Here is a 21,475-nt window from a genome sequence, read left to right on the forward strand (position 1 = left end):
TCACCAAATTCCGCATTCATCTGGGTATCAGCGCCCCGAATTCAAGGGGGCGGCTGGGAATTGCGTTCCCCGCTTGACCCGGGCCGGGGTGCGCCGCAGAACTGTCGGCAACGCGTCAATCGGAGAATTGAAATGACCGCCTATGATCCCGAGAATATTTTTGCCAAGATTTTGCGCGCAGAGATCCCTTCGAGCCGAGTATACGAAGATGACGATACGGTGGCCTTCATGGATATCATGCCGCGCGCGGACGGGCATCTGCTGGTGATCCCCAAAACCCCTTGCCGCAACATTCTGGATGCAACGCCTGCACAACTGGCGGCTGTGACCGCAACGGTCCAGAAAATGGCCAAGGCTGTCGTCGCAGCGTTCGATGCGGACGGGGTCACGATCCAGCAATTCAACGAGGCCGCCGGAGGGCAGGAGGTGTTCCACCTGCATTTCCATATTCTGCCGCGCCATGATGGTGTTGCTGTGCGGGCACCCGGAACGATGGGCGATTTCGACCTGATCGCGCAGCATGCCGAAAAGATCAAAGCTGCGCTGAGCTGACTGGGAGGCAGTTACGTCAAGTGCGTGTGTGGCCCCGCGCACTCACTATGATCGCCAAATGCGTGAAGCACGGCGCAGACATGGTCGTGCTTGCCATCGCAGGCTTTGGAAATTCGAGACAGTTCCGCCTCGAGGCTGCGCAGGCGGGAAATACGGTCCCGTAGGTCGGCCAGTTGTCTTTCGGCAATTTCATGCGCTTGGTTAAGGTCGCCGCCAGATGCGCCTTCCAGAGACAGCAAACCTTCGATGTCGGTCAGCGGTAAACCCAGATCGCGGCAATGGCGAACAAAAAGCAGTCGTTTTAAGGCAGTGTCGTCGTACCGGCGCTGATTACCCGCTGTTCGATCCGGGCGCGGCAACAGCCCCTTGTCTTCGTAAAACCGGATGGTCGGAATCTTGACCTGCGTGTGACGCGACAGATACCCAATTGAATACATCTTTTTTCCTCAGGGCTCTTGAACCTCTAGTCACTAGAGGAATTACATGCAATGTGCAGCCGTAACAAGGGACACACATTTTAGATGGCACATGATCACTCTCATAAGGGGCACAGCCACGCGCACCACCACATAGACCCGGAGGCAGGGGACGCGCGCGTTGCTTGGGCCATTGCCGTCAACATGTTCTTGACGCTGGCACAGGTCATTGGGGGCATTTTTTCAGGGTCGCTGGCGTTGATCGCCGACGCCCTGCATAATTTCTCTGACGCCATCGCGCTGGTCATCGCGTTTTTCGCCCGCAAAATCGCCCGCCGACCTGCCGATCCACGCATGAGCTTCGGCTATGGCCGGGCCGAGGTCGTCGCAGCGCTGGTCAACTACACCACTCTGGTCGTGCTGTCGGTGTACTTGTTCTACGAAGGCGTGATGCGGTTTTTTGAGCCTGAGCCGGTTAACGGCTGGATGGTCGTCTGGATCGCGGCACTGGCTTTGATTGTGGACCTTGTCACGGCTGCGCTAACTTACTCGATGGCCAAGGACAGCATGAACATCCGGGCGGCCTTTCTGCACAACGTGGCGGACGCCTTGGGATCGGTGGCCGTGATCATTGCCGGCACCGCGGTGATCCTGTTCAACTGGACATGGGTAGACCCCGCCGTCACGATCCTGATTTCGGTCTACATACTGTGGCATGTCAAAAGTGAAATTGGCGAAACGATCCGCGTTCTGATGATGGCAGCGCCCCCAGAACTGGAACCGGAGGAGGTCGCCTCGGCCATCGAGGACATACCGGGTGTGTCCGAGGTTCACCATGTCCACCTGTGGAGCATGCAGGAGAGAGAGCCAGCGTTGACGGCCCATCTGGTCGTGGACGCGGCGGCCTGGGCCGATGCGGAAGGGGTGAGGGCTAGCGTCAGACAATCGCTCCGTGACCGGTTTGCCATTGGTCACGCCACGCTTGAGCTTGAGCAGATCGACCGCGCGTGTGTCGGGTCGTCTCGTTTTGGGCATACAGAAGAGAAGCTATAGAGTGGGATGTGAATTGCCGCTCCGATTTGGGGTCGGAACGGCAGACTCGTTAACAAAAAATTTTCCGATTACTCAGGATGACCCAAGATCACCGGTTAACACACCACTCACTCTAAGAACGGTAAATCTATACTACCCGCAAACACGCGGGATGTATCCATTTGAGTGAGTTTTTCACCCATTTGCCCTATTTGTACTGTAGCCATTGGGAAATTTTGGCTCAGTATGGAAACAGCGGGGTTAAAAATTGCCGGATTGTTAACAGCGCATTGATTCTGAACGATTCGCAGGTATCGATTTAGCCCCCATTGGGGGCAAAAACCTCTGAGAAGGTTTTCCGCAGGGCTGTGTCCACGTCCACCAAGGTAACCGGCAACCCCAGATCGACAAGCGACGTGACCCCATGTTCGGTGATGCCGCAGGGGACGATGCCCGAAAAATGTTCGAGGTCAGGTTCGACATTGATCGAGATGCCGTGGAAGCTGACCCATTTGCGCAAGCGCAATCCGATCGCGGCCACTTTATCCTCGGCAGGTTGGCCCGAAGGGGTCAGCGGTTTGTCATTGCGCCGCACCCAAACTCCAACGCGACCGTCACGGATTTCACCATGCACGTTGAACTCGGCAAGCGCTGCGATCACCCATTCTTCCAGTTGCTTGACGAAACGACGCACATCCTTGCCGCGTTTGTTCAGGTCCAGCATCACATAGGCCACGCGCTGGCCGGGGCCATGATAAGTGTATTCACCGCCGCGCTTGGCCGCAAAGACCGGAAAACGATCCGGGTCGGTCAGGTCTTCGATCCGGGCCGAGGTGCCCGCGGTGTAAAGCGGCGGATGCTCCAGCAGCCACACACATTCATCCGCTTCTCCCGCCGCAATTGCGGCCACGCGCGCCTCCATGAAGGCGACGGCATCTTTGTAATCGGTCAGCCCGTCAGTGATCTTCCATTCCATAAGTGCTCCTTACCGCCGGGGCAGGGCGAAGAAAAGAGGTCACGCAGCTTCGGTCAGGCACCGCTGCAACAGGTCAGAATAGGTTTCGGCCCCTTGCGCACCGGTCACCAGGTACTTGCCCTCAAACACCATTGACGGGACACCTGAAACACCACGGCTGGTCCAGAATTGCTGCTTTTGGCGAACTGGCGCAATGTGATCGCCCGAAGTCAGAGCCGCTTTGGCGGCGTCCCGATCCAGACCCGCCGCTTGGGCCGCATCAAGCAGGACCTCGGATTGGGATACGTCCTGTTGATTGGTAAAGTAAGCCTCGAACAGGGCCGTCTTCAACGGATGCTGGCGGCCTTGCGTTTCGGCCCAGTCCAACAGTTGATGTGCTGCAAAAGTATTCACCATCCGGCTGTCGTCATTGAAGTTGAACGTGAAGCCAAGCTCGGCGCCGATCTGGGACAGCCGATCGCGAGCCTGCTGGCTCTGCTCAACCGTAGAGCCATACTTCTTCATAATATGTTCGCGCAGGTTCTGGCCCTCTGGCGGCATATTGGGGTTCAGCTCAAAAGGATGCCATCTGAGATTAGCCAGCACGTTTTGTTCCTTCAAAGCCAGGTCCAGCTGGCGAAACCCCACGATGCACCAGGGGCACACAACGTCTGAGACGATATCAATCTGGACAATTGGGCGGGGATCTTGCGCGGTCATTGGCTGGCTCCGGGGAAGGGGGAAATAAACTCTGTCTGCAGTACAGATAAGGATGGCAACACGGAATTCAAATCGGCTTGTTTTTTGCCTCTTCACATCCTGTTCGCCACCGTCTATACGCCCCTCAACCAAGTCATTGGCAGTGCGGTCGTGGCGGAATTGGTAGACGCGCAGCGTTGAGGTCGCTGTGGGGTAACACCCGTGGAAGTTCGAGTCTTCTCGACCGCACCATATCTTGTAAGTTATTGAAAATAAAAAATAAAAACAATACCTTTCGGAGTGAAGCTCAAAAAAAATCACTGTAATTTCAACTGTTTCGTAGACCTTTACGCAATATTTTCGCAGCGATTACGCATAAATTGAACGGCATCGTTTGCTTACGTACAGGCGGCAACCTGAGGTTGCCACTAGATCTGCCACTCAGAAGTTCATCGACGCCCAGCAACTTGCAAAGCATTAAATGGCGGGTGTTCAAGGGTTGGACCCCGACGATAGCTGGACTCGTCGGCTAGTGGGGGAAAGCCTAGAAGCCCGTGGAGTGGCCCGCGAAGTTGTAGCCGCTATCCTGAACCTTGATCAGGAACCCCCGAAGCCGATGTTGTTCGACATGCTGGATATTTACGCGCGGGACAACGAGTGAATTAGTTCAAATTGAGAGTGCCGAATCGATGAATAAGCTGAAAAACGTTAACAGTTTGGTGGCCATTGGCTTCTTTGTTTCCAGTTCCTATCATTTGGAACAGCGGAAACGAACAAAACACGAGAAATTCTCAGTGCTTGGAAACTTCATACCTTAATATAATTCTTGTGATATCGCGGCCTGCAAGTAGGAGGCCTTTTTGCCGAAAGTTGTGAATCTACCGCATCTTAGGAAATGTACTTAGTAACGAGTTTGCTGTTCCGATCGCATGATCGGAACAGCATTTTCTTTTTGGGGTTGCATTGGCATTACGCAGACTCCCTCTTTTCACCACAGGCGGTTTCGAGTGTGCCACGAGGTCTTATGATTTTAGGGTTAACTATACCACGGAAAATCCGCTCTGGAACCATGGGATTGCTTCGAAGTAGTACGGTGATGTGCCATCGAAATTGCTCAGTAGGATTCCGCTAATGTTGCTTGGATTGCATGGCGCAGGGTAGTGAGGTCTGCTCGTCTCCGGCGGCACCTACTTCATGCCCGCTTATGGCGGGAAGCATTATAAAAAACTCTGTGCCTTCACCAAGTTTGCTTCTGTAGTCTATTTCTCCTCCAAAATGCTCCACAATTTCCTTTGAAATGTGCATCCCGAGCCCTGTACCGCCTGCGTGACGTTCATCGGAAGAGTCAATCTGTGAAAAGCGATCGAAGACTTTGTCCTGGCACCCCTCGGGTATCCCTATGCCGTGGTCTTTGACGAAGAGGCGAATCTTCCCACGGACTTTTTCGCATCCGACGGTTATCTCGCCTCCATCAAGGGAAAATTTGGCTGCGTTGGAGATCATGTTGGCCAACACTTGAAGCAGGCGGGACGCATCACCTTTAACGAACAGATCTTTGTTTCCCCTTATGTCCTCCACAATTCCTACGTTGTGAGCACTGGTGTACCCGGTGTTAACGGAAATCGCTTCCTGAACCAGCGTATGTACATCAATAGTTCCTTCACGGTAGTTCATTTCACCGGCCTCCATTTTTTGTATGTCCAGCACATCATTGATAAGTGATGCTAGCCGTTCGCTGTTTTTGCACGCTAAGTGTATTAGGCTTTGCATTGAATCTGGAACTTCACCCAATGCGCCTGTGTTGATTAGGTCAAGTGACCCCTTGATCGATGTAAGAGGCGTACGCAGCTCATGGCTGACTGTCGATATGAACTGAGTCTTTGCAATGTAGGCCGCTTTTGTTCTTTCGTGCTCTGCTTTGAGCTTTTCGAGTTGCTCCAAATTCCTGCGGTAGAGCTTCAGAAACACCATCGAACAGTCGATCAGAAAATACATTACAAAGATAACGGTGAAGAAGTGCAGCCAGAGTTCAGAAGAAAGCTCGGGGCGTTCGATCCAGATATCCTTGACGACAATCAACATGAACGAAACGCCGTACATGGCCAAACGGACAATCATCGCCCACAGAAACTGATGGTTGTTCATTGCTGCAAACAACGCCGCAGCAAACAAGAAGAACATTGGCGTAAAGTGACCACCGGCGGGCTGTGCGAAAGCAACTGAAACTGCGTACAGGCAGATTGCGGCTGAGCTCAGGACCGTGTTCAACAGAATCCAAACAACCATCATACCTATTGCTTTGTGCTGGTCTGGCTTTAAGCGCGGTACGCGTTTGGCCAGCAATAAATCTTGCACTTCACAAATGAGGATCGTCCCATAGAACAGCATGGCGTTAAAGGGATCGAAGAAGAACGCAGTCAAAATGGTCGTGGCCAGATAAATAGCCTGCCGCTGCCACAGAAGCGCAAAGCTCATGGCAGTATAATCTATGATGTTTTGCAGAAGCCGGTTTTCCGTTTCACCGGAATCCCGGTCCGGCAGATTAGCGTCGGTGGCTGTCATCCAAATGTCTTCGTTTTTCGCGCTTGGAAAGTACCAATACCGGCATAATGAGGACTTAGTTGGTCCAAATTGGGTTCACAGTTTGGCGCCAATCCTTTGAAGCCTACCGCGATTGTTGGGCGATTCACGCAAGTTTTTGGTATAGGAGGCCGCAAATTTTTTGCACAATTGCAGAGCGGGGTACCCAAAATCGAGGATCTCGTTGCTAAGTGGGAATTTTTTCACCTTAATGTGTCCGAAAGAAGGAATAATTCTAAAAGGGTTGGGGCTTGACTGCAGTTGAAATTACGAAGTTGAGGCAGGGTACTGTCGCTCCTGTTACCGCTAGGCTTGCGACAAAGCCGGTGACACTGCTTCAGTTTGCAAGGTCAGCTGGCCGCAACATGTTTGAAGTCATCCCGGCAGAAACTCTGCGTGAAACTTATGTTCGTGGACCTTTGAACATACACTATATCTGCGATCCTGAAATGGTAACCGAATTACTCGTCGGCCAGGGCCGTTCGTTTCCCAAAGCCAAGTTCACCAAAGACATTATTGGATCGGCTGTTGGCAACGGTTTAATACTCTCAGAAGGGGAAAAATGGCGTCAGCAGAGGCGAAGGTATTCTCCATTGTTCGCCGCCAGAAACCTCCCGGTTCTGGCTCGACATTTTGCAGAGACTGGTGTCGAGATTGCAGACTCATTGGCGGATCACGAAGGCCCAGTGGATATTGCACAAATTGCGCCTGCATCAACATTGACGAATATTTCTAGAGTGATTTTTTCAGGTAATAAGGAAGTCAGTTCAGAGCAGGTACGAGTGGGGCTGATCAAGTATTTCGAGTACATTTCTGATCTGTCCCTTTTCGATTTAATGGGTTTGCCAAAGTGGTTGCCGCGGAAAAATTGGCTACGCAGCTTGGCCCCGGTTACCAATATGCGAGACCTCGCCAGACGGGTAATAGATCAGCGTCGGGCCGAAGGCCGTAGCGAGCCATTGGACTTCCTCGATTTCATGATTGAGGCGTTGAAAACCGATTTCGAAGATGAAGCGACAACTGTTGACAACCTTTTGACCTTTGTCGTCGCTGGTCATGAAACTTCCGCTAACGCATTGGCCTGGGGATATTATCTGCTTGCCTTGCACCAAGATATGCAAGCAAGAGTTAGACAAGAAATTCGATCTGTTCGCCCAGAAGGCCTATTGGAATTCTCGGACCTGGAGACAATGCCACTCTTGCGCGCGCATGTTAAAGAGACGCTGCGGCTTTATCCCTCCGCCGCGTTTTTTGCCAGAGACGCAGCTGCGGACCTTGAAATTAAAGGGGTAAAGATTGAAAATGGCGATGCGTTGTTTTTCCCAGTTTACTCTTTGCACAGAAATGAAAAATTATGGGATGCTCCCAACGACTATCGGCCGGAACGGTTCCTGGGATCTACACTGCCTCGAGGTCAGTACATTCCGTTCGGAGATGGTCCCAGAATCTGCATTGGCGCTCAGTACGCTGAAACTGAGATCATGGTGCTTATGGCTTCGGTGCTCCGTAGAATAAATTTTTCGACTACTGAGTCAGAAATACCGGAACCAGTTTTGACGTTCACCATGCGTACCAGTGGCCCACTCATCCTCAATGCCGAACGGGTTCGCGACTAAAGTTAATATCTAAACCCTAGTGCTCGACTTCTGTTCGAGGTCGGCCTTTGCCAAAGACAAAGCTTGCTACCGGCGAGTGAGGTAAGTGTCATCGCCGTACATTTCACGCAGGACGGTATCAAACAATCTATTGTTGGCCATTTCTTTGCGATGCGGCGTGTGCTTTGAAATCGAGGGGCAGGTCGCAACAAGGCCCTTTCTGAGATTGGTCTCACGAAGATTCACCATTTTAACAGCCGTGTCCAAAGATGCGAATGCTCCAACCTTTGTAATTGAACGAAGCGACACCGGTGTACTGTTCACCACCTTAAGATGGACAGAGGCGCATCGGTTACTGAGAACGGTCCTTAGTTCCTGGTTTAGAAAAGCTTCGGTTGGAATATTCAGGGTGCGTTCCCGTCCATGTGTAATAACGAGAAAAACGCCACTCCCTCGATAGGAATAGATTCCTCCGGCGGCCTGTGTTGTCTTTTGAATGCAAAATCCAATGTCGGAAACAGCGCGCCGAAAATCTCCAAATTCCCTCAGATCAAAGTGGTACCCCGCATCGCGAAATTTGATTGCTGTAACCCAAGAGTCAAATCGGCGCCCCCGTGAAAGCTGCTCCACATAGTTGTCGAACTCGACATACCCCAAGCATTGTTCCTGCTCGTCGATAGACAGGGGGTCTTCAAAACTGAATTTCTGATTAAAATCCAGTTCACTACGAAGACTTTCTATCGACGCTGAAGAGGATTGTGTTTTCTTTCTCTCCATCATTAGAAGATGGGCGGCGTTCATACGGCTGCGCAATTCGAAGAAGTCGAAGGGCTTAGTTATGTAATCAAATGCGCCTTCTAAAAATGCCCTCTCGATGTTCTGCCTGTCATCTAGAGCAGTTAACATTATAACAGGTGTTTCCAGATTGTCCGGCAAGTTTCGGATTTGCGAAAGCAACTCTATCCCAGAGGTTCCGGGCATCTGAATGTCAACAAGCAGACAGTCGAATGGGGATTCCGCTGCTTCTATCTGCCGAAGCGCTTCATCAGCTGAACTGGCGGCAACCACTTTGCAGTTTTCGAGTTCAGGAAGTGCTGATTGGAGCAATTTCAGAATGTCAGGATCATCATCAACCGCCAGAACAGCAAGCGCGGTCTTTCTTTGTGCTCGAAGCTCCAACTTTTTTTGGAACCGATCACTTACGAATGTGGAATGTCTCATAACTGGTGAACCACCGATATCCTCATAACGGGTTAAACTTATGAGGCGAGTGGGTCGAAACAGCGGCAAAAATGGAGAAAATCGTCGTAGAAAGGGGTTTTTTCTTGACCTTTATTTGGCGCCAGCGGCTTCAACGACGAGTTGCCAGTTATTGTTGTGAACTACCGTCGCATTCTCTTAACATTTTTTTTTGGCAATTTGTTCGTGCCTAAGAGCAGTCTAAGATCGCAAAACTACGGAATTGAACCACGGTTGGAAGTTCAAACATCAATTCTGGAAACCCCACTAACATGCAAAACAGCCGCGGTTTCCCAATAGTCTGAAAATCAATCATAGTTGCTAAGAAATCTGCGCCGAGCGTCCAAGAGTACAAAAGACGCCCTAGTGGCTGAGTGGTTCCATTTACTTATGGATGTTGAACAAAACCGACTGACTGACGGTGCCATCGATGGAAAACTTTGCGCCGACAGGCGAGGCATTGATGCCCAGTCGCCGTGACCACCGTGCCCAGACTGAGGGGACGATGCCCAGTATGCTGGTCGCACCACCTTCCATCGCGACAGTAGTCATCTGGTGAAACAACTCCTGTTGAACCAGCAGCCTGCGTGACGATGCAACATCCTTTGCCACGAAGAAACGGGATGCTTCCCAAACAGAGTGCTTTACCGGGGCGTCCATAAATAAAACGTCAGATGGTATTCCTTTAAGGATACCTCTTTGCGCGTCGCGCAGCATATAACTATATACGCCGCATTTTGCAGTCGTGGGTAGAAGTCGCACACCTCCTAAAACTTCACCGAATTCATGCAACACAATCCATCGACAGGCTGGCGTGTCGTATTGGTCGAATTCCATCCCGTCAGCTTCACCGACTTGCCACTTTAACTGGTCAATGAAAATTGACTTTCTGGTTTCAAGGTATTTTGCCAGCAGGGTGCCATACTCGTAAATATTGCGAAAATTAAGTGTAGTCGCGCGAATATTGCCAATGTCACCACGTGACGTTGGCGGACTGTTTTTGACAGCAAAAATTTCTAGTCGCGCTAAAGCATTTGGTGCGCCTGAAGTCCCGTTAGCAGGTGTCAGTTCCGGAAACCCCTCCGGGAGCGGGTATGTCTGCTTATACCTGAGTGGTCTGTCCATATTTTACTCATATTTTTGACACACTTATGGCAAGATTCAGCTCAGCAAGTCCACAACCCTATGCGGTAGTTGTCCGAATAGATGGATAGGTGTGTCTAAATCTCCTCCCTCCCTTTGGTTGAGTTTACTGACTGACCAAAAACTTTAGATAGTTCTTGGCTGTTATTTTCTCCCGCAGGCTTCATTTATTCCCTCGCGTCTGGCAACATTTTGAAAAAAGACAGCTTCTTTTGCGTATTCCTTTCGAATTCACGATGGATCAGGCGCCGTCTCGCTTTCCGATAATGTTTCGAGGTAGCCGTGACGGCTGATAGGAGCAAAATCAAAATGGCATCAAGAATTGGAGGGATTTACTTTTCAATATGCGCACTCGCGCGGAAAATATTGTGCAAATTAAAAAAAATGCACAGACATAAGGAAGCCTGCCTTATGTCACCGTTTTGCCGCCTTCGTAAGAGAGGATGAAGAAACCCTGAGTGTTTTATGCGCCAGCCAAACGTTGCCTTAAGTCTGCAATGCCCAACGTTTGGTGAGGTGCAAAAGGTTGGTGAAAAGTTATGCGTATACTTGCTGTAGACGACGATCCGAGCATCCTGGAGTTGCTAGATAAAGTTCTGGACGCGTTCGGTTATAAAGATGTCGTCACCGCCAGAAGTGGGCGGGAGGCCATTGAAATACTGTCGAGACCTAACGAAGCGTTCGACTGCTTGCTACTGGATGTGCAGATGCCGCAAATGAACGGCATTACTCTTTGCGAAGAAGTGCGAAAACTACCGGAACACACGTACACGCCCATTATCATGGTGACCGCCATGGTGCAAAAAGAGTACATCGACGAGGCATTCGGAGTTGGGGCCACAGACTACGTTACAAAGCCTTTTGAGTTCTCTGATCTGAAGCAGAGGTTGTCCGACGCGTATAGGATGGCAGCGGAACGCAGAGCCGCAATCGAGGTGCTCGAAGCTGAAGCGGATTTTGAGTTGTGTTTTGACAATAGTCCGGACGTTCGCTTAAGTGATCCGCAATGTTTCGGAGAATTACCCGGATTCATTGGGTTAGCTGAATTTGAGAACTACGTAATTCAGCTTTCAACGATGCACTCCATGGCTGCAAAACTTGTAGCGGTTAAATGCACAGGCGCCGAACAAATCTATAAGACGAGCACGGTCAGTGAATTCCGTAGTGCCATGACTTTAGCTGGCACAGCGGTTCTGTCAGCTAACCAGGAAGGGCGTAAAGCGGCGACCTATTGGGGAAATGGGGTGTTCTTGGTGATCTACGACAATCAAATTAACTTGAGATTGGACCAGTTGGGTGCTCCGCTTCCGGAAGCATTGAAAGATATTTCCGGTGATGCCACTTCAGACCCGCCAATTGGCTTCCAGGTGAGCGAAGAAGTTATGCTAAAAGCCAAAACCAAGATGGAGGCGTTGTTCTTGATAGACAAGGCCGTCGAAATGGCTGAAATGTCGGAAGGTCGAGCGGCGAATATCGGTTGAAAAACTGCACACATGGATGGTGATTATGACCAGATACTGGTGGAAAGAGCAGGTTAAAACGCCCTAAGTTTTTTGGGGGGGTGAAGTAAAGCTACGCGCTCATTCATAGGGCGGTCAAACTGTGTGCATTTGCCCTACTTTGCTCGATCCTAGCGCCCATCCGGGAGCAACAATTCGGAGAAAGAACCCGTCAGCCTTTTCTCGGGGTCTGACTTGATGCAAGATCTGGTATCCCCGCCTTTCTTTCATTCCCTGAATGGTAAACTCTTATCTTTCTATGGCTTCACACCCAAGATGCGCTCATTTGTTTCTGCGCCTTGCTCTGTAAACCCAAGCGAAGTGGGTTGGGCCGCTGACGGCAATTCCTCCAATTTGGTCCTTCGGTTTGCCGCGTGACCACTACCAATATTTGGGTCACCCTCAGGTTCTCAAATAATCCCAAGAGTTCTGCGGAATTTTCGAACTCTCCAACTTCTTGGCACAGTTTTGTATGAGGGTTCAGTTTTGAGTGCAGCAGTTAAGGTATTGAAAAATATGAAATTAGTAAACGGCATTGGTATAGTAATTGCCCTGTTAATCGGGTCAGTATTTTTGGCTGTCGTATCGCCTGAGTTAGGTTTCGTCACGGGCTTATTGCTGTTGCTTGTGCCGGGGTTTGCGCTGATCAAGCCGCTGCCTAGGCTCAAGCTGGGCCATAGAGGTTTTAGCTTCGCTGTATTGTCCTTCGTCGGGATGCCAGCCACGTTCAGGTCACTTAGCATGGTAAACAAACAAGAGGAAGTTGAACCAGCGTTACTTAAACAAGACAACCCAGAGGCATACCTTCCCTCGCTAAAAGACAAGGACCAAGAACTCTGGATTTCCGAAATGGCGGATATCGGCCCGGAACGGTATGCTGCCGAATTAGTTCGAATTGATAAAGAGCAGGAACTTCGCCATGCGGAGGCAGCGGCACGGCGTGAAGCAGAAAACCCTCTGCATGCGCAAAGCGTGTGCCATAACTATCTGGACGAAAAAACCGGAGCCGATTGACAGCCTCCACAACACACAATACCTCCTTGCACAGCACACATTTGGGGAAACCTGATGGCTAAAGAAGGGCGTTTTGCTCATAAAAATATTGGGTCTGAGAAGCTAGTTCGAAATCGCCAGATGCTTCTCGACCGCACCATTATACTCCCGAAACACACGAATTTCAGCGCCTTTGTCGTGTAGAGTTGCACCAGTTTGCGTTGGAATGACCACTTCACTATTTCCTGTCTCGCCCACGTGGATTGGGATGTGTATGAGTGGGGCAAGACTATTTGGGAAGGGTAATATGTCTCAGTCCATCACCGTGTTCACAACGATGAAGAACGAAGGCCCGTATATGTTGGAATGGGTTGCGTTCCACAAAACACTGGGCGTCGACCATTTTGTGATTTTCACCAACGACTGTGATGACGGAACGGACAAAATTGCTGCAAGGTTGCAAGAGCTTGGCTTGGCCACGCATGTCAGCAATGAAGTGAAAGAAGGAGGCAATCCCCAGCACCAGATGCTGCGCCGCGCGCGCCGCCAACCCAAGGTCAAAGAGGCCGACTGGCTGCTGTGTCTGGATGTAGATGAGTTTTGGAATATCCGCTGCGGCGACAACGGATTTCATGACCTTATTGCCGAGGTCGAGCAAAAAGCAGGGCAGCCGGTCGATGCGATATCTTTTGCGTGGAAGTTGTTTGGAAGTTCGGGAAACATCAGTTTCGAAGACAGACCGGTGACCGAGGTTTTCTCGATGGGGGATCAAGAGTTCTCCTATCATTCAAGCCGCGCTTTTGGGCTGAAAACGCTGTTCCGAAATAATGGCAAGTTCACCCGGTTTGGTCCGCATCGCCCAAAGGGGTTTGACGAGGAGGTAGCGCCTGACATCGCTTGGTCAGATGCTGGCGGAAAGCTGTTTCCAGCCGATAAAGTCGGTTGGCGGGCGTGGCGCGGGTTCGACCATTCCTTGGGACGCATCCACCACTATTCAGTCCGGTCCATGGACGGGTTTCTGGTCAAGCGCGACCGGGGACGCACAAACCACATCAAGGTGGATCAGGGCCAAGCCTACTGGCAGGACATGAATGCCAACAAAGAGGCCGACCAATCCATCTTGCCTGCCGCACGCCGCGCCGCACCTCTGCTGGCCGAACTGAAGGCGGATGAAGAGTTGAACGAATTGCACGCGCAGGCCTGCGAATGGCACCGAGCCAAAGTGTCCGAAATCAAGATGCGCCCGGAATGGGTAGAGTTTCGCGTCTGGCTCGCCGATAACCTGATTTGATCATTATGGCCGAAGACCTATCGAAAGAGCAGCTGAAACCGGAACACCCTGATCGCAAGACAGGGTATGAGCGTATCCTGACGGATCCCGCTCCACCTTGGTTTGTCGAGCTGTACCCCGGCGGCGACGGCATTGGGTACTTTCAAAAGCTGGAACGCCACTCGATCCTGTTCCATCAACGCTACCCGAAGCGTCTGGTGGTCAGCTTCGACAATATCGCCAACGCCAATGACCTGTCCTTCGCGCGCGAGCCGTGGGGCTGGAAATTCTTTCGCGACGAAGGCTGGTCCCACATGGGCGTCTTCGCGCGCACCAAGGCATGGTATCGCGACCCCGAGATCATTTCCTATTTCGAAAACAAGGTCGCCGAGGGGTTCTTTGACCGGTTCGATCAGGTGGTTTTTGCAGGCGCATCGATGGGCGGCTTTGGGGCACTGACCTTTTCGGCGCATGTACCCGGCGCGCATGTGATCGCGTTCAACCCTCAGACAACATTGGATGAACGGCTGGTGCCTTGGGAAACCCGCTATAGGTTCGGCCGCGTACAGGATTGGGATTTGCCGATGAGCGATGCGGCTCAAACTGTTCAGACAGCTGGTAAGGCCTACGTCTTTTACGACCCATTCTTTGATTTGGACCGGCAGCAGGTTCAGCGTCTGCAGGGCGACAACGTGATGTTGCTCAAGACCTGGTTTTCAAACCATTTCGCGGCGCCCATGCTGCGCAAGCTGGATATCCTCAAGCCCGTGATGCTGGGGGCGATGGACGGCTCACTGGATACGGTTGGGTATTACAAGATGATGCGCGCCCGACGTCGCCTGCCTATGTATATTCGGGGGATTGAGGCAATAGGCGCCGAGCGGCACCCTGACTTGGCGGCAAAAGCCCGGCAGCGGTTCCGCCGACTGCGCCGGCAGGCCATGGCCGAGAAGGAAAGGGACGCCTCGTGAGCGCCGCCAAAGGTGTGTTTGTCGGTCAGCGCAAGGACCGCATGGGCGCGCGGTTGCTGATGATGCTGACTTGCATCCGGCTGGCCGAAGATTTCGGCACGACCTACCGGGTGAATTGGTTCCCGCAGGGCGCGGACGCGCCCGAACTTGACCACCCACAAGAGTTGTTCGCGCAGGATTGGATGGATGAACATTTCCTTAGTCCTAAGGAGTTCGGAGCTCTTTCGCAGAATGCCTTGCCGATCTGGTCCTTCCAGAGCGACACCTCGCCCGACCGCCTGATTGCCCATCTCATCGCCGGGCGGTCGGTGTTGGTCGAGGAAGGTTTCGAGGTGCTGGCCTTCCCGTGGGAGGACGTCGAGACCATCCGGCCAAGGTATCGCGACTTCATTCACCGGGTCGGGTTCACGGAAGAAATACGCGAAATTATGGATTGCGCGGATGCCAGGCTGTCAGGGCAGGGTGTTTCTGCCTATCACATCCGCCGCGGTGATATTTTGAATGGGTTGCCGTGGAAGCACACGACCTGGCCCGCAAAGATCGAACCCGAAGAACTGTATGAGGCACATCTGGCGAAGAACACCGATAAAGGGGCCATTATGTTCTCGGACCAGCCGGAACTGATTGCCCGGTTTCAGTCAAAGTTTCCAAAGTTGATGCAAATGTCTGACGTTGCAGATGTGTCAGGAATGACACGTGCAAAACGGGATTTTCTGGAACTCTACACGATGTCGCGCGCGGAGCAGGTAATCGCGCCGTTTATTTCAGCGTTTTCGATGGCCGCCGCACGGATATCAGGACAACAACGCAAAGTTTTCCGTGAGGTCCTGACCGAGGAGGAGGTCAACAGAGCCAACGAAGGCATGATAGAACGACTTCGCTCCGGACCCGAAGGGTTCTTGAACCCCTCCGAAGCAGCCCATGTCTATTCCAAGGCGTCTTTTGCCATGCACGCACTCGGTGCTGGAGATCGCGCTGCAGAGGCGAAGGAACTAGTAAAACCTGTCCTGGAAGCTGGTGCGGACAACGCTTTTCTACCTTTGCTACAGGCGCTTAACTGCTTCTATCTAAAGCAGAGGCCCGAAGCTCTTGAGTTAACTGAACAGGCGTTGGAAAATCCCGGAATCTGGCCGGAAGATCATGCTGTTGGAACGGCACTACGCGCGGGCATATTAGGAGGGCAAAAAAAACGTTGGGCTGCTGCTCTGACTTTTAGTCGCGCGTTTTGGGCCAAGCCCATGAGGCCGGATGTCATTATTTTCGGGTCGAGATTGATCTATAGGGATCAAATTTCCTATCGAGCGTTTCCGCCTTTGGATTGGAGAGTGCTGAAGGCCACTAGACGCCCATGGTTCAACTACAATTCGCATGTTGCACAACGAAAAGTGTTAGGGCGATTACCATGCAATTTGGATCTTGTATTGCTGGATTGGCACCATTTGGCGATTGATCAACGCGCGCGTCGGCTTGCATCGAATCATGAGCGCCTTTCCTTGCTACTTGATGGGCTATTGAACTCGACTCATTTGCCCCCGGAATCGCAGCTTTCACCAGAAGAGCCTGGTTATCAGAGCCTCCTATCCCTTATTGAGTTTAGATTGGGCGAAAGAACTTTGCATGAAGTTATTGATCTTGCCCGAAAGACTACGTCTCATTTTCCGGACAGTAGTTTCTATTTGAAGCGGCTTGCCGAGCTTTATCAGATAGCAGGTGATAACGCGAATGGCCGTTTGGCTATGGCGAGCTCTCTTGCATGTGATCCGGACAACCCGTTTCTGGTATTTGCCATGGGGCAATTCCTTGAGGAAACTGGAGCTGTCGAGCAGGGCCAAAACCAGATCATTCAAGCCGCCGATTTAGATGACAATACTGCTGCAATTCAAGGCGCAGCAGGTCAGGTGCTGCTTCAAAGGGGAGAAAAGGCCAAAGCCCGAAAATACCTGTCCCGGGCGCGTGACCTTTGCCCCAAACTCAAGCGGTTCTCGAACCAACTTAAACGGGCAGGTGGGTAATTGACCGGATTTCCCCTTGGTAGTTCCACTAATTCAACGTAATTTACCGGCAAATTCAGAATGATCCCGATTAGTTCCGGGCAAAAACAACGAACAGGGCAGTCAATCATGACCGATCAGGACCCTCGATATATCAGTGTCACTCCGATGAAGAACGAAGGCCCGTTCGTGCTAGAGTGGGTGGCCCATAACCGTGCGATTGGTATCGACCAGATGGTCGTGATGACCAATGACTGCACCGATGGTACCGATGCCTTGCTGCAACGGTTGGATGAAAAGGGCATTCTGATCCACGTCGACAACAACTCGCGTCGCAAGACCAGTCCTCAAAAACGGGCCTATAGGACTTTTCTGAAGATGGAAGTCGCACGCCCGCAGGATTGGGTCGTGGTGATCGACGCCGACGAACATATCAACGTAAAGACCGGTGATCATACGCTGCGGGCTTTGTCCGATGCCATTCCGGACGCCAAGACGATCTCAATGACGTGGCGGTTGTTCGGAAACGCAGGCGTTGTGCGGTATGAAGACCGGTTTTTGTCGGATCAGTTCCGACAGGCTGCCCGTGAACAGACTTACCGGCCGCCGCAGGCATGGGGCTTCAAGACCATGTTTCAGCGGGAGATTTGGGATGGGTTGGGTGTTCACCGCCCCAAAAAGCCGACCGTTGAAACCATCGAAGAATGTCATTGGTACAACGGATCAGGCCAACTGATGCCTGAACGATACTATGAAAAAAGCTGGCGATCGGCCCGTGACTCGGTCGGGTATGAGTTCGTGCAGGTCAACCATTACGCACTGAAGTCCTGTGAAAGCTATCTGGTCAAAAAGATGCGCGGTCGGGCCCACCATTTGGGGGAAAGCCTTGGTCTGGAATACTGGAACATGATGAACCAGAACGCCGAGACGAATACCTCGATAGACGTGGTTTTGGATCGCAAACGTGGTTTCTATTACGAAATGCTCTCTGACCCCGAGGTTGCGCGTCTTCATCATGCGTCTTGCGATCTTCACCGCCAACAGATCGCGCAATTGCGTGACCTGCCCGAGATGCAGGACCTCATGCAGCAGATGACCGCAGGTTTCACGGCCAATCAGCAGGCGTAATACGAAACGGTTCGGGGACAGGAGCTGAGAAATGCTTTGGCTGCATATGGGGATGCCCAAAACGGGCACAACTGCCTTGCAGGGGTTTTTGCGCCGAAACCATGCGGTGATGGACGAAATCGACCTGCACTATATGGAAACAGGCCGGCGCAGGCTGGAAGGTAGTAGTCGGCTCGCCATAAGTCACAACATTGTCGCCTTTCACATCAACCAAAGCGCTGATCCGATGGATCCGTTTCGGTCCGCGATGACCACCGAATATGACACCCATGCGGATAAGACCTGTGTTGTCTCTTCCGAGATGTTCTATGGCTGCAATCTGAATCGGCTGGCCGAGGTTTTTGCTGATATCCCCTCGCGTGCGTTGACGATCACTTATTATTGCCGCCGGTATTCCGATTTCTTCGAGGCTGATTACAAACAGCGGGCCAAGGCAGGGCGGCTTTCCAACGGCGGGACAGAGTACATCCGCCAGCAACTTGATCTTATCCGCAATCACCCGGAACGGTTGAGCTTTTCTGCCAAGCTGGCCGAAATCCGCGCTGCCTTTCCCGGCGTCACCGTTGCTCCGCTTTTATACGAACGCGCGGGCATGGTGCGGGGGAATGTCGTCGATGACTTCCTGTCTCGGATCGGTACGCCATTGGCTGAGGAAGTTTCAGCAGGAGCCGTGTCCAACCCGTCGCAATCCCGCGCGGCGAGCGAAGCTTTTGGTGTCATCTCCCGTGCGCTGGGGCGTAAGAAGAGCCGCCAGTTACGCCGGATATTTGTCGATGATCCTGTCATGGTGCGCCGGAATGATGTGCTGGAACCCGATGAGCGCGCTTGGCTAGACGAATTCGTGGCCAAGCAGGATACCGCCTTTCAGCAAGAGTTCTTTCCCGACCGGCCCGAACTGTTCACCCCGACAAAACTAAGCGATGAGGACAAGATGTTTCGCCGGGATACGCCCGAAGAGTATGAGGCTTTGCGTAAAGCCTCTGAGATTGTGTTTCGGTTGGCTTTGGACGTCTGATCGTTATTCCTGAACGGCGATTTCCTGACGCTGTTTTCCGGTCGTCTTGTCAAAAATTAGGATGCGGTTGTCATCGGTCACGACCGCGTACCAGTTGCTGCCGATGGTCACGGCCTGAGCTTTGGCCCCGTCCGGCAGTTCGATTTGATCGGGCAGGGTAGGGGTTCTGTCCGATAGTCGGATGACAATCAGTGCGAATGTCACTAGAACCCCGCCAATCATCACCGCGGTCAGCAGCATGACCATGCGCCGCAGCAAGCGAAGCTGCGGTGTTTCCTGCGGTTCTTGGGGTTCGGAAGGGACAGTCATGGGCACCCGCCAGATTGAATTTCAGATCGCGGCCGATCCGCCGCCACGCCTTGATAAGGCGCTTTCACGGGATGTACCAGCGGATGAAAACCTGTCGCGCACCCGCCTGACCCGTCTGATCGAAAACGGCGAGGTGACCATTGACGGTGTCGAAGTTCGGGACCCAAAGGCCAAGGTGGCCGAAGGTGCCTTGGTGTTGATCTCCGTCGCCGAAGCCGAAGAAAGCCACATCGGTCCAGAAGATATCCCGCTGAACGTCGTCTATGAGGACGCGGACCTGATCGTCATCAACAAACCGGCAGGCATGGTCGTTCACCCTGCGCCGGGCTCGCCCAACGGAACGCTGGTCAATGCGTTGCTGCATCATTGTGGCGAGGACCTGTCAGGTGTGGGGGGCGTCAAACGCCCTGGCATCGTGCACCGCATCGACAAAGAAACCAGTGGCTTGCTGGTGGTCGCCAAGTCTGACGCGGCCCATCACGGCCTGGCGGCGCAGTTCGAGGCGCATAGCGTTGAACGCTATTACCGCGCGATTTGCTACGGCGTACCGGATGCGAATGACCCACGTTTGCGCGGCATCAAGGGTGTCAGCTTCGAACCGGGCAATATCATGCGCCTGACCACGCAATTGGCGCGGCACAAAAACGACCGGCAGAAACAAGCGGTTCTTTTCCACGGTGGTCGGCATGCAGTGACGCGGGCGCGGTTGGTCGAGACATTTGGCAACCCGGCAGGCATCGCGCTGATTGAATGTTGGCTGGAAACCGGCCGAACGCACCAGATCCGTGTCCATATGGCCCATGCCGGGCATGGGCTGGTTGGCGATCCGGTGTATGGGGGTAAACGCAAGCTTGCGGCGAAAGCCTTCAACCCGGCCGCTGCTGAGGCTGTGCGCAGTTTTTCGCGACAGGCGCTGCATGCAGCAGTTTTAGGCTTTGAGCACCCTGTGACAGGCGAAAACCTTCGGTTTGAGGCCGATTTGCCAAAAGATATGGAATTTCTGATTGAACAACTGCGCGCGCCGCTGACATAATGCGCAAACATACGTGAGTAACGCGTTCTTAGCTTTCCTTTATCAATCGTTAATTTCAAACTGTTAACGGTACCTCTTGAATGGATCGGGACTTATTCCCATATCCCATGTTAACGAAGTAAACATTTGTCGGAGGGACATGAATCATGGCAAATTACGCAAATCTCCCCGCGCCGACGCCCGAGGGCGGCCTGAACCGCTATATGCAGGAAATTCGCAAATTTCCGCTGCTTGAGCCGGAAGAAGAGTACATGCTCGCCAAGCGCTGGGTCGAAGAGCAAGACACTGAAGCTGCACATAAGATGGTCACGTCGCACCTGCGATTGGCGGCCAAGATCGCTATGGGCTATCGCGGCTATGGCCTACCACAGGCCGAGGTGATTTCCGAGGCTAACGTGGGTCTGATGCAGGCGGTCAAAAAGTTTGATCCGGAAAAAGGTTTCCGTCTGGCGACCTATGCAATGTGGTGGATTCGTGCCTCGATCCAGGAATACGTTCTGCGGTCGTGGTCGATGGTCAAGCTGGGCACGACATCGGCACAGAAAAAGCTGTTCTTTAACCTTCGCAAAGCCAAAGCCCGTATCGGTGCACTGGAAGAAGGCGACCTGCGTCCTGAAAACGTCAAGCGGATCGCTACTGATCTGGGCGTGACCGAAGCTGAAGTCATCAGCATGAATCGCCGGATGTCTGGTGGTGATGCCTCGCTGAACGCGACCGTCGGGTCCGAAGGCGAAGGCACCATGCAATGGCAGGACTGGCTTGAGGACGAAGATGCAGATCAGGCCGGCGATTACGAAGCTCGCGACGAGCTTGACGCCCGCCGCGAGCTTCTGGCGGCTGCGCTGGATGTCCTGAATGACCGGGAAAAGGACATCTTGACTCAGCGCCGTCTGATGGATCAGCCCGTCACGCTGGAAGAGCTCAGCACGCAGTACAATGTCAGCCGCGAGCGCATTCGACAGATCGAGGTTCGTGCCTTCGAGAAGCTGCAGAAAAAGATGCGCGAACTCGCCCGTGAAAAGGGCATGCTGGGTACTGTCTGACCCAATTGGTTC

At 52.6% G+C, this 21,475-nt stretch carries 20 protein-coding genes and 1 tRNA gene; 14 read left to right on the forward strand and 7 right to left on the reverse strand.

Features of this window, described 5'->3' with window-relative positions:
• Positions 1-132 precede the first annotated feature (132 nt).
• Positions 133-552, forward strand: coding sequence for an HIT family protein (locus tag AC2FID_RS01470; protein WP_282118720.1), 420 nt, complete (start codon positions 133-135; stop codon positions 550-552).
• An 11-nt stretch (positions 553-563) separates the two neighbouring features.
• Here the strand turns inward: AC2FID_RS01470 and AC2FID_RS01475 are convergent, their stop codons facing one another.
• Positions 564-989, reverse strand: a complete 426-nt coding sequence (locus AC2FID_RS01475) for a MerR family transcriptional regulator (RefSeq protein WP_496753640.1) — start codon at positions 987-989, stop codon at positions 564-566.
• Between the two features lie 84 nt (positions 990-1,073).
• Between AC2FID_RS01475 and AC2FID_RS01480 the strand changes: the two genes are divergently transcribed.
• On the forward strand, positions 1,074-2,021 hold the full coding sequence (locus AC2FID_RS01480; RefSeq protein WP_282168542.1) for a cation diffusion facilitator family transporter: 948 nt from the start codon (positions 1,074-1,076) through the stop codon (positions 2,019-2,021).
• A 298-nt stretch (positions 2,022-2,319) separates the two neighbouring features.
• Here AC2FID_RS01480 and lipB read toward each other — a convergent pair whose 3' ends face one another.
• Both lipB and AC2FID_RS01490 read right to left on the reverse strand, forming a co-directional pair.
• Positions 2,320-2,976: a lipoyl(octanoyl) transferase LipB gene (gene lipB, locus AC2FID_RS01485; protein WP_496753642.1), complete on the reverse strand. Its 657-nt coding sequence runs from the start codon at positions 2,974-2,976 to the stop codon at positions 2,320-2,322.
• Positions 2,977-3,015: 39 nt separating this feature from the next.
• Entirely contained in the window at positions 3,016-3,675 is a 660-nt protein-coding gene (locus AC2FID_RS01490; RefSeq protein ID WP_496753643.1) for a DsbA family oxidoreductase, read from the reverse strand.
• 144 nt (positions 3,676-3,819) lie between these two features.
• Between AC2FID_RS01490 and AC2FID_RS01495 the strand changes: the two genes are divergently transcribed.
• Positions 3,820-3,906, forward strand: a tRNA-Leu gene (locus AC2FID_RS01495).
• A 229-nt stretch (positions 3,907-4,135) separates the two neighbouring features.
• A complete protein-coding gene (locus AC2FID_RS01500; RefSeq protein WP_282168539.1) occupies positions 4,136-4,315 on the forward strand; it encodes a hypothetical protein in 180 nt (59 codons plus the stop codon).
• 467 nt (positions 4,316-4,782) lie between these two features.
• On the opposite strand, the gene AC2FID_RS01505 is transcribed toward AC2FID_RS01500, so the two are convergent.
• Positions 4,783-6,216, reverse strand: coding sequence for a sensor histidine kinase (locus AC2FID_RS01505; protein ID WP_282118703.1), 1,434 nt, complete (start codon positions 6,214-6,216; stop codon positions 4,783-4,785).
• A 269-nt stretch (positions 6,217-6,485) separates the two neighbouring features.
• On the opposite strand from AC2FID_RS01505, the gene AC2FID_RS01510 reads away from it, so the two are divergent.
• Entirely contained in the window at positions 6,486-7,850 is a 1,365-nt protein-coding gene (locus AC2FID_RS01510; protein ID WP_282168538.1) for a cytochrome P450, read from the forward strand.
• Positions 7,851-7,916: 66 nt separating this feature from the next.
• Here AC2FID_RS01510 and AC2FID_RS01515 read toward each other — a convergent pair whose 3' ends face one another.
• Positions 7,917-9,050: a response regulator gene (locus tag AC2FID_RS01515; protein WP_282168537.1), complete on the reverse strand. Its 1,134-nt coding sequence runs from the start codon at positions 9,048-9,050 to the stop codon at positions 7,917-7,919.
• A 402-nt stretch (positions 9,051-9,452) separates the two neighbouring features.
• Complete coding sequence (locus tag AC2FID_RS01520) at positions 9,453-10,193, reverse strand: acyl-homoserine-lactone synthase (protein WP_496835077.1); 741 nt, start codon at positions 10,191-10,193, stop codon at positions 9,453-9,455.
• A 557-nt stretch (positions 10,194-10,750) separates the two neighbouring features.
• Between AC2FID_RS01520 and AC2FID_RS01525 the strand changes: the two genes are divergently transcribed.
• The 7 genes from AC2FID_RS01525 (at position 10,751) to AC2FID_RS01555 (ending at position 19,078) form a co-directional block, all read left to right on the forward strand.
• The gene (locus tag AC2FID_RS01525; protein ID WP_282168535.1) at positions 10,751-11,692 is read left to right on the forward strand and encodes a response regulator; all 942 of its coding nucleotides are present in this window, start codon (positions 10,751-10,753) and stop codon (positions 11,690-11,692) included.
• A gap of 504 nt (positions 11,693-12,196) precedes the next feature.
• Positions 12,197-12,724 carry a hypothetical protein gene (locus tag AC2FID_RS01530; protein ID WP_282168534.1) on the forward strand — a complete coding sequence of 176 codons (528 nt, stop codon included), beginning with the start codon at positions 12,197-12,199 and terminating at the stop codon, positions 12,722-12,724.
• A 286-nt stretch (positions 12,725-13,010) separates the two neighbouring features.
• Positions 13,011-13,994 carry a glycosyltransferase family 2 protein gene (locus tag AC2FID_RS01535; protein ID WP_282168533.1) on the forward strand — a complete coding sequence of 328 codons (984 nt, stop codon included), beginning with the start codon at positions 13,011-13,013 and terminating at the stop codon, positions 13,992-13,994.
• 5 nt (positions 13,995-13,999) lie between these two features.
• Positions 14,000-14,944: a hypothetical protein gene (locus AC2FID_RS01540; RefSeq protein WP_282168532.1), complete on the forward strand. Its 945-nt coding sequence runs from the start codon at positions 14,000-14,002 to the stop codon at positions 14,942-14,944.
• 182 nt (positions 14,945-15,126) lie between these two features.
• Entirely contained in the window at positions 15,127-16,956 is a 1,830-nt protein-coding gene (locus tag AC2FID_RS01545; protein ID WP_496835080.1) for a hypothetical protein, read from the forward strand.
• A 108-nt stretch (positions 16,957-17,064) separates the two neighbouring features.
• Positions 17,065-18,063 (forward strand): glycosyltransferase family 2 protein, encoded by a 999-nt coding sequence (locus AC2FID_RS01550; RefSeq protein WP_496753657.1) that lies wholly within the window; start codon positions 17,065-17,067, stop codon positions 18,061-18,063.
• 31 nt (positions 18,064-18,094) lie between these two features.
• Positions 18,095-19,078, forward strand: coding sequence for a hypothetical protein (locus tag AC2FID_RS01555; protein ID WP_496835082.1), 984 nt, complete (start codon positions 18,095-18,097; stop codon positions 19,076-19,078).
• 3 nt (positions 19,079-19,081) lie between these two features.
• Here AC2FID_RS01555 and AC2FID_RS01560 read toward each other — a convergent pair whose 3' ends face one another.
• Positions 19,082-19,387 carry a DUF6476 family protein gene (locus AC2FID_RS01560; protein WP_058277654.1) on the reverse strand — a complete coding sequence of 102 codons (306 nt, stop codon included), beginning with the start codon at positions 19,385-19,387 and terminating at the stop codon, positions 19,082-19,084.
• On the opposite strand from AC2FID_RS01560, the gene AC2FID_RS01565 reads away from it, so the two are divergent.
• Positions 19,386-20,420, forward strand: a complete 1,035-nt coding sequence (locus AC2FID_RS01565) for an RluA family pseudouridine synthase (protein ID WP_496835084.1) — start codon at positions 19,386-19,388, stop codon at positions 20,418-20,420. The genes AC2FID_RS01560 and AC2FID_RS01565 overlap by 2 nt on opposite strands.
• Before the next feature lie 146 nt (positions 20,421-20,566).
• Positions 20,567-21,463, forward strand: coding sequence for an RNA polymerase sigma factor RpoH (gene rpoH, locus AC2FID_RS01570; protein ID WP_058273882.1), 897 nt, complete (start codon positions 20,567-20,569; stop codon positions 21,461-21,463).
• Positions 21,464-21,475 lie beyond the last annotated feature (12 nt).

The sequence above is a fragment of the Ruegeria sp. CDSC068 genome (assembly GCF_059610545.1).

Excerpts from the sequence above, each read along its gene's own strand:
- AC2FID_RS01470 (WP_282118720.1), top strand. The coding sequence starts at position 133 with ATGACCGCCTATGATCCCGAGAATATTTTTGCCAAGATTTTGCGCGCA.
- AC2FID_RS01475 (WP_496753640.1), bottom strand. The coding sequence starts at position 989 with ATGTATTCAATTGGGTATCTGTCGCGTCACACGCAGGTCAAGATTCCG.
- AC2FID_RS01480 (WP_282168542.1), top strand. The coding sequence starts at position 1,074 with ATGGCACATGATCACTCTCATAAGGGGCACAGCCACGCGCACCACCAC.
- lipB (WP_496753642.1), bottom strand. The coding sequence starts at position 2,976 with ATGGAATGGAAGATCACTGACGGGCTGACCGATTACAAAGATGCCGTC.
- AC2FID_RS01490 (WP_496753643.1), bottom strand. The coding sequence starts at position 3,675 with ATGACCGCGCAAGATCCCCGCCCAATTGTCCAGATTGATATCGTCTCA.
- AC2FID_RS01500 (WP_282168539.1), top strand. The coding sequence starts at position 4,136 with ATGGCGGGTGTTCAAGGGTTGGACCCCGACGATAGCTGGACTCGTCGG.
- AC2FID_RS01505 (WP_282118703.1), bottom strand. The coding sequence starts at position 6,216 with ATGACAGCCACCGACGCTAATCTGCCGGACCGGGATTCCGGTGAAACG.
- AC2FID_RS01515 (WP_282168537.1), bottom strand. The coding sequence starts at position 9,050 with ATGAGACATTCCACATTCGTAAGTGATCGGTTCCAAAAAAAGTTGGAG.
- AC2FID_RS01520 (WP_496835077.1), bottom strand. The coding sequence starts at position 10,193 with ATGGACAGACCACTCAGGTATAAGCAGACATACCCGCTCCCGGAGGGG.
- AC2FID_RS01525 (WP_282168535.1), top strand. The coding sequence starts at position 10,751 with ATGCGTATACTTGCTGTAGACGACGATCCGAGCATCCTGGAGTTGCTA.
- AC2FID_RS01535 (WP_282168533.1), top strand. The coding sequence starts at position 13,011 with ATGTCTCAGTCCATCACCGTGTTCACAACGATGAAGAACGAAGGCCCG.
- AC2FID_RS01540 (WP_282168532.1), top strand. The coding sequence starts at position 14,000 with ATGGCCGAAGACCTATCGAAAGAGCAGCTGAAACCGGAACACCCTGAT.
- AC2FID_RS01545 (WP_496835080.1), top strand. The coding sequence starts at position 15,127 with ATGGATGAACATTTCCTTAGTCCTAAGGAGTTCGGAGCTCTTTCGCAG.
- AC2FID_RS01550 (WP_496753657.1), top strand. The coding sequence starts at position 17,065 with ATGACCGATCAGGACCCTCGATATATCAGTGTCACTCCGATGAAGAAC.
- AC2FID_RS01555 (WP_496835082.1), top strand. The coding sequence starts at position 18,095 with ATGCTTTGGCTGCATATGGGGATGCCCAAAACGGGCACAACTGCCTTG.
- AC2FID_RS01565 (WP_496835084.1), top strand. The coding sequence starts at position 19,386 with ATGGGCACCCGCCAGATTGAATTTCAGATCGCGGCCGATCCGCCGCCA.
- AC2FID_RS01560 (WP_058277654.1), bottom strand. The coding sequence starts at position 19,387 with ATGACTGTCCCTTCCGAACCCCAAGAACCGCAGGAAACACCGCAGCTT.
- rpoH (WP_058273882.1), top strand. The coding sequence starts at position 20,567 with ATGGCAAATTACGCAAATCTCCCCGCGCCGACGCCCGAGGGCGGCCTG.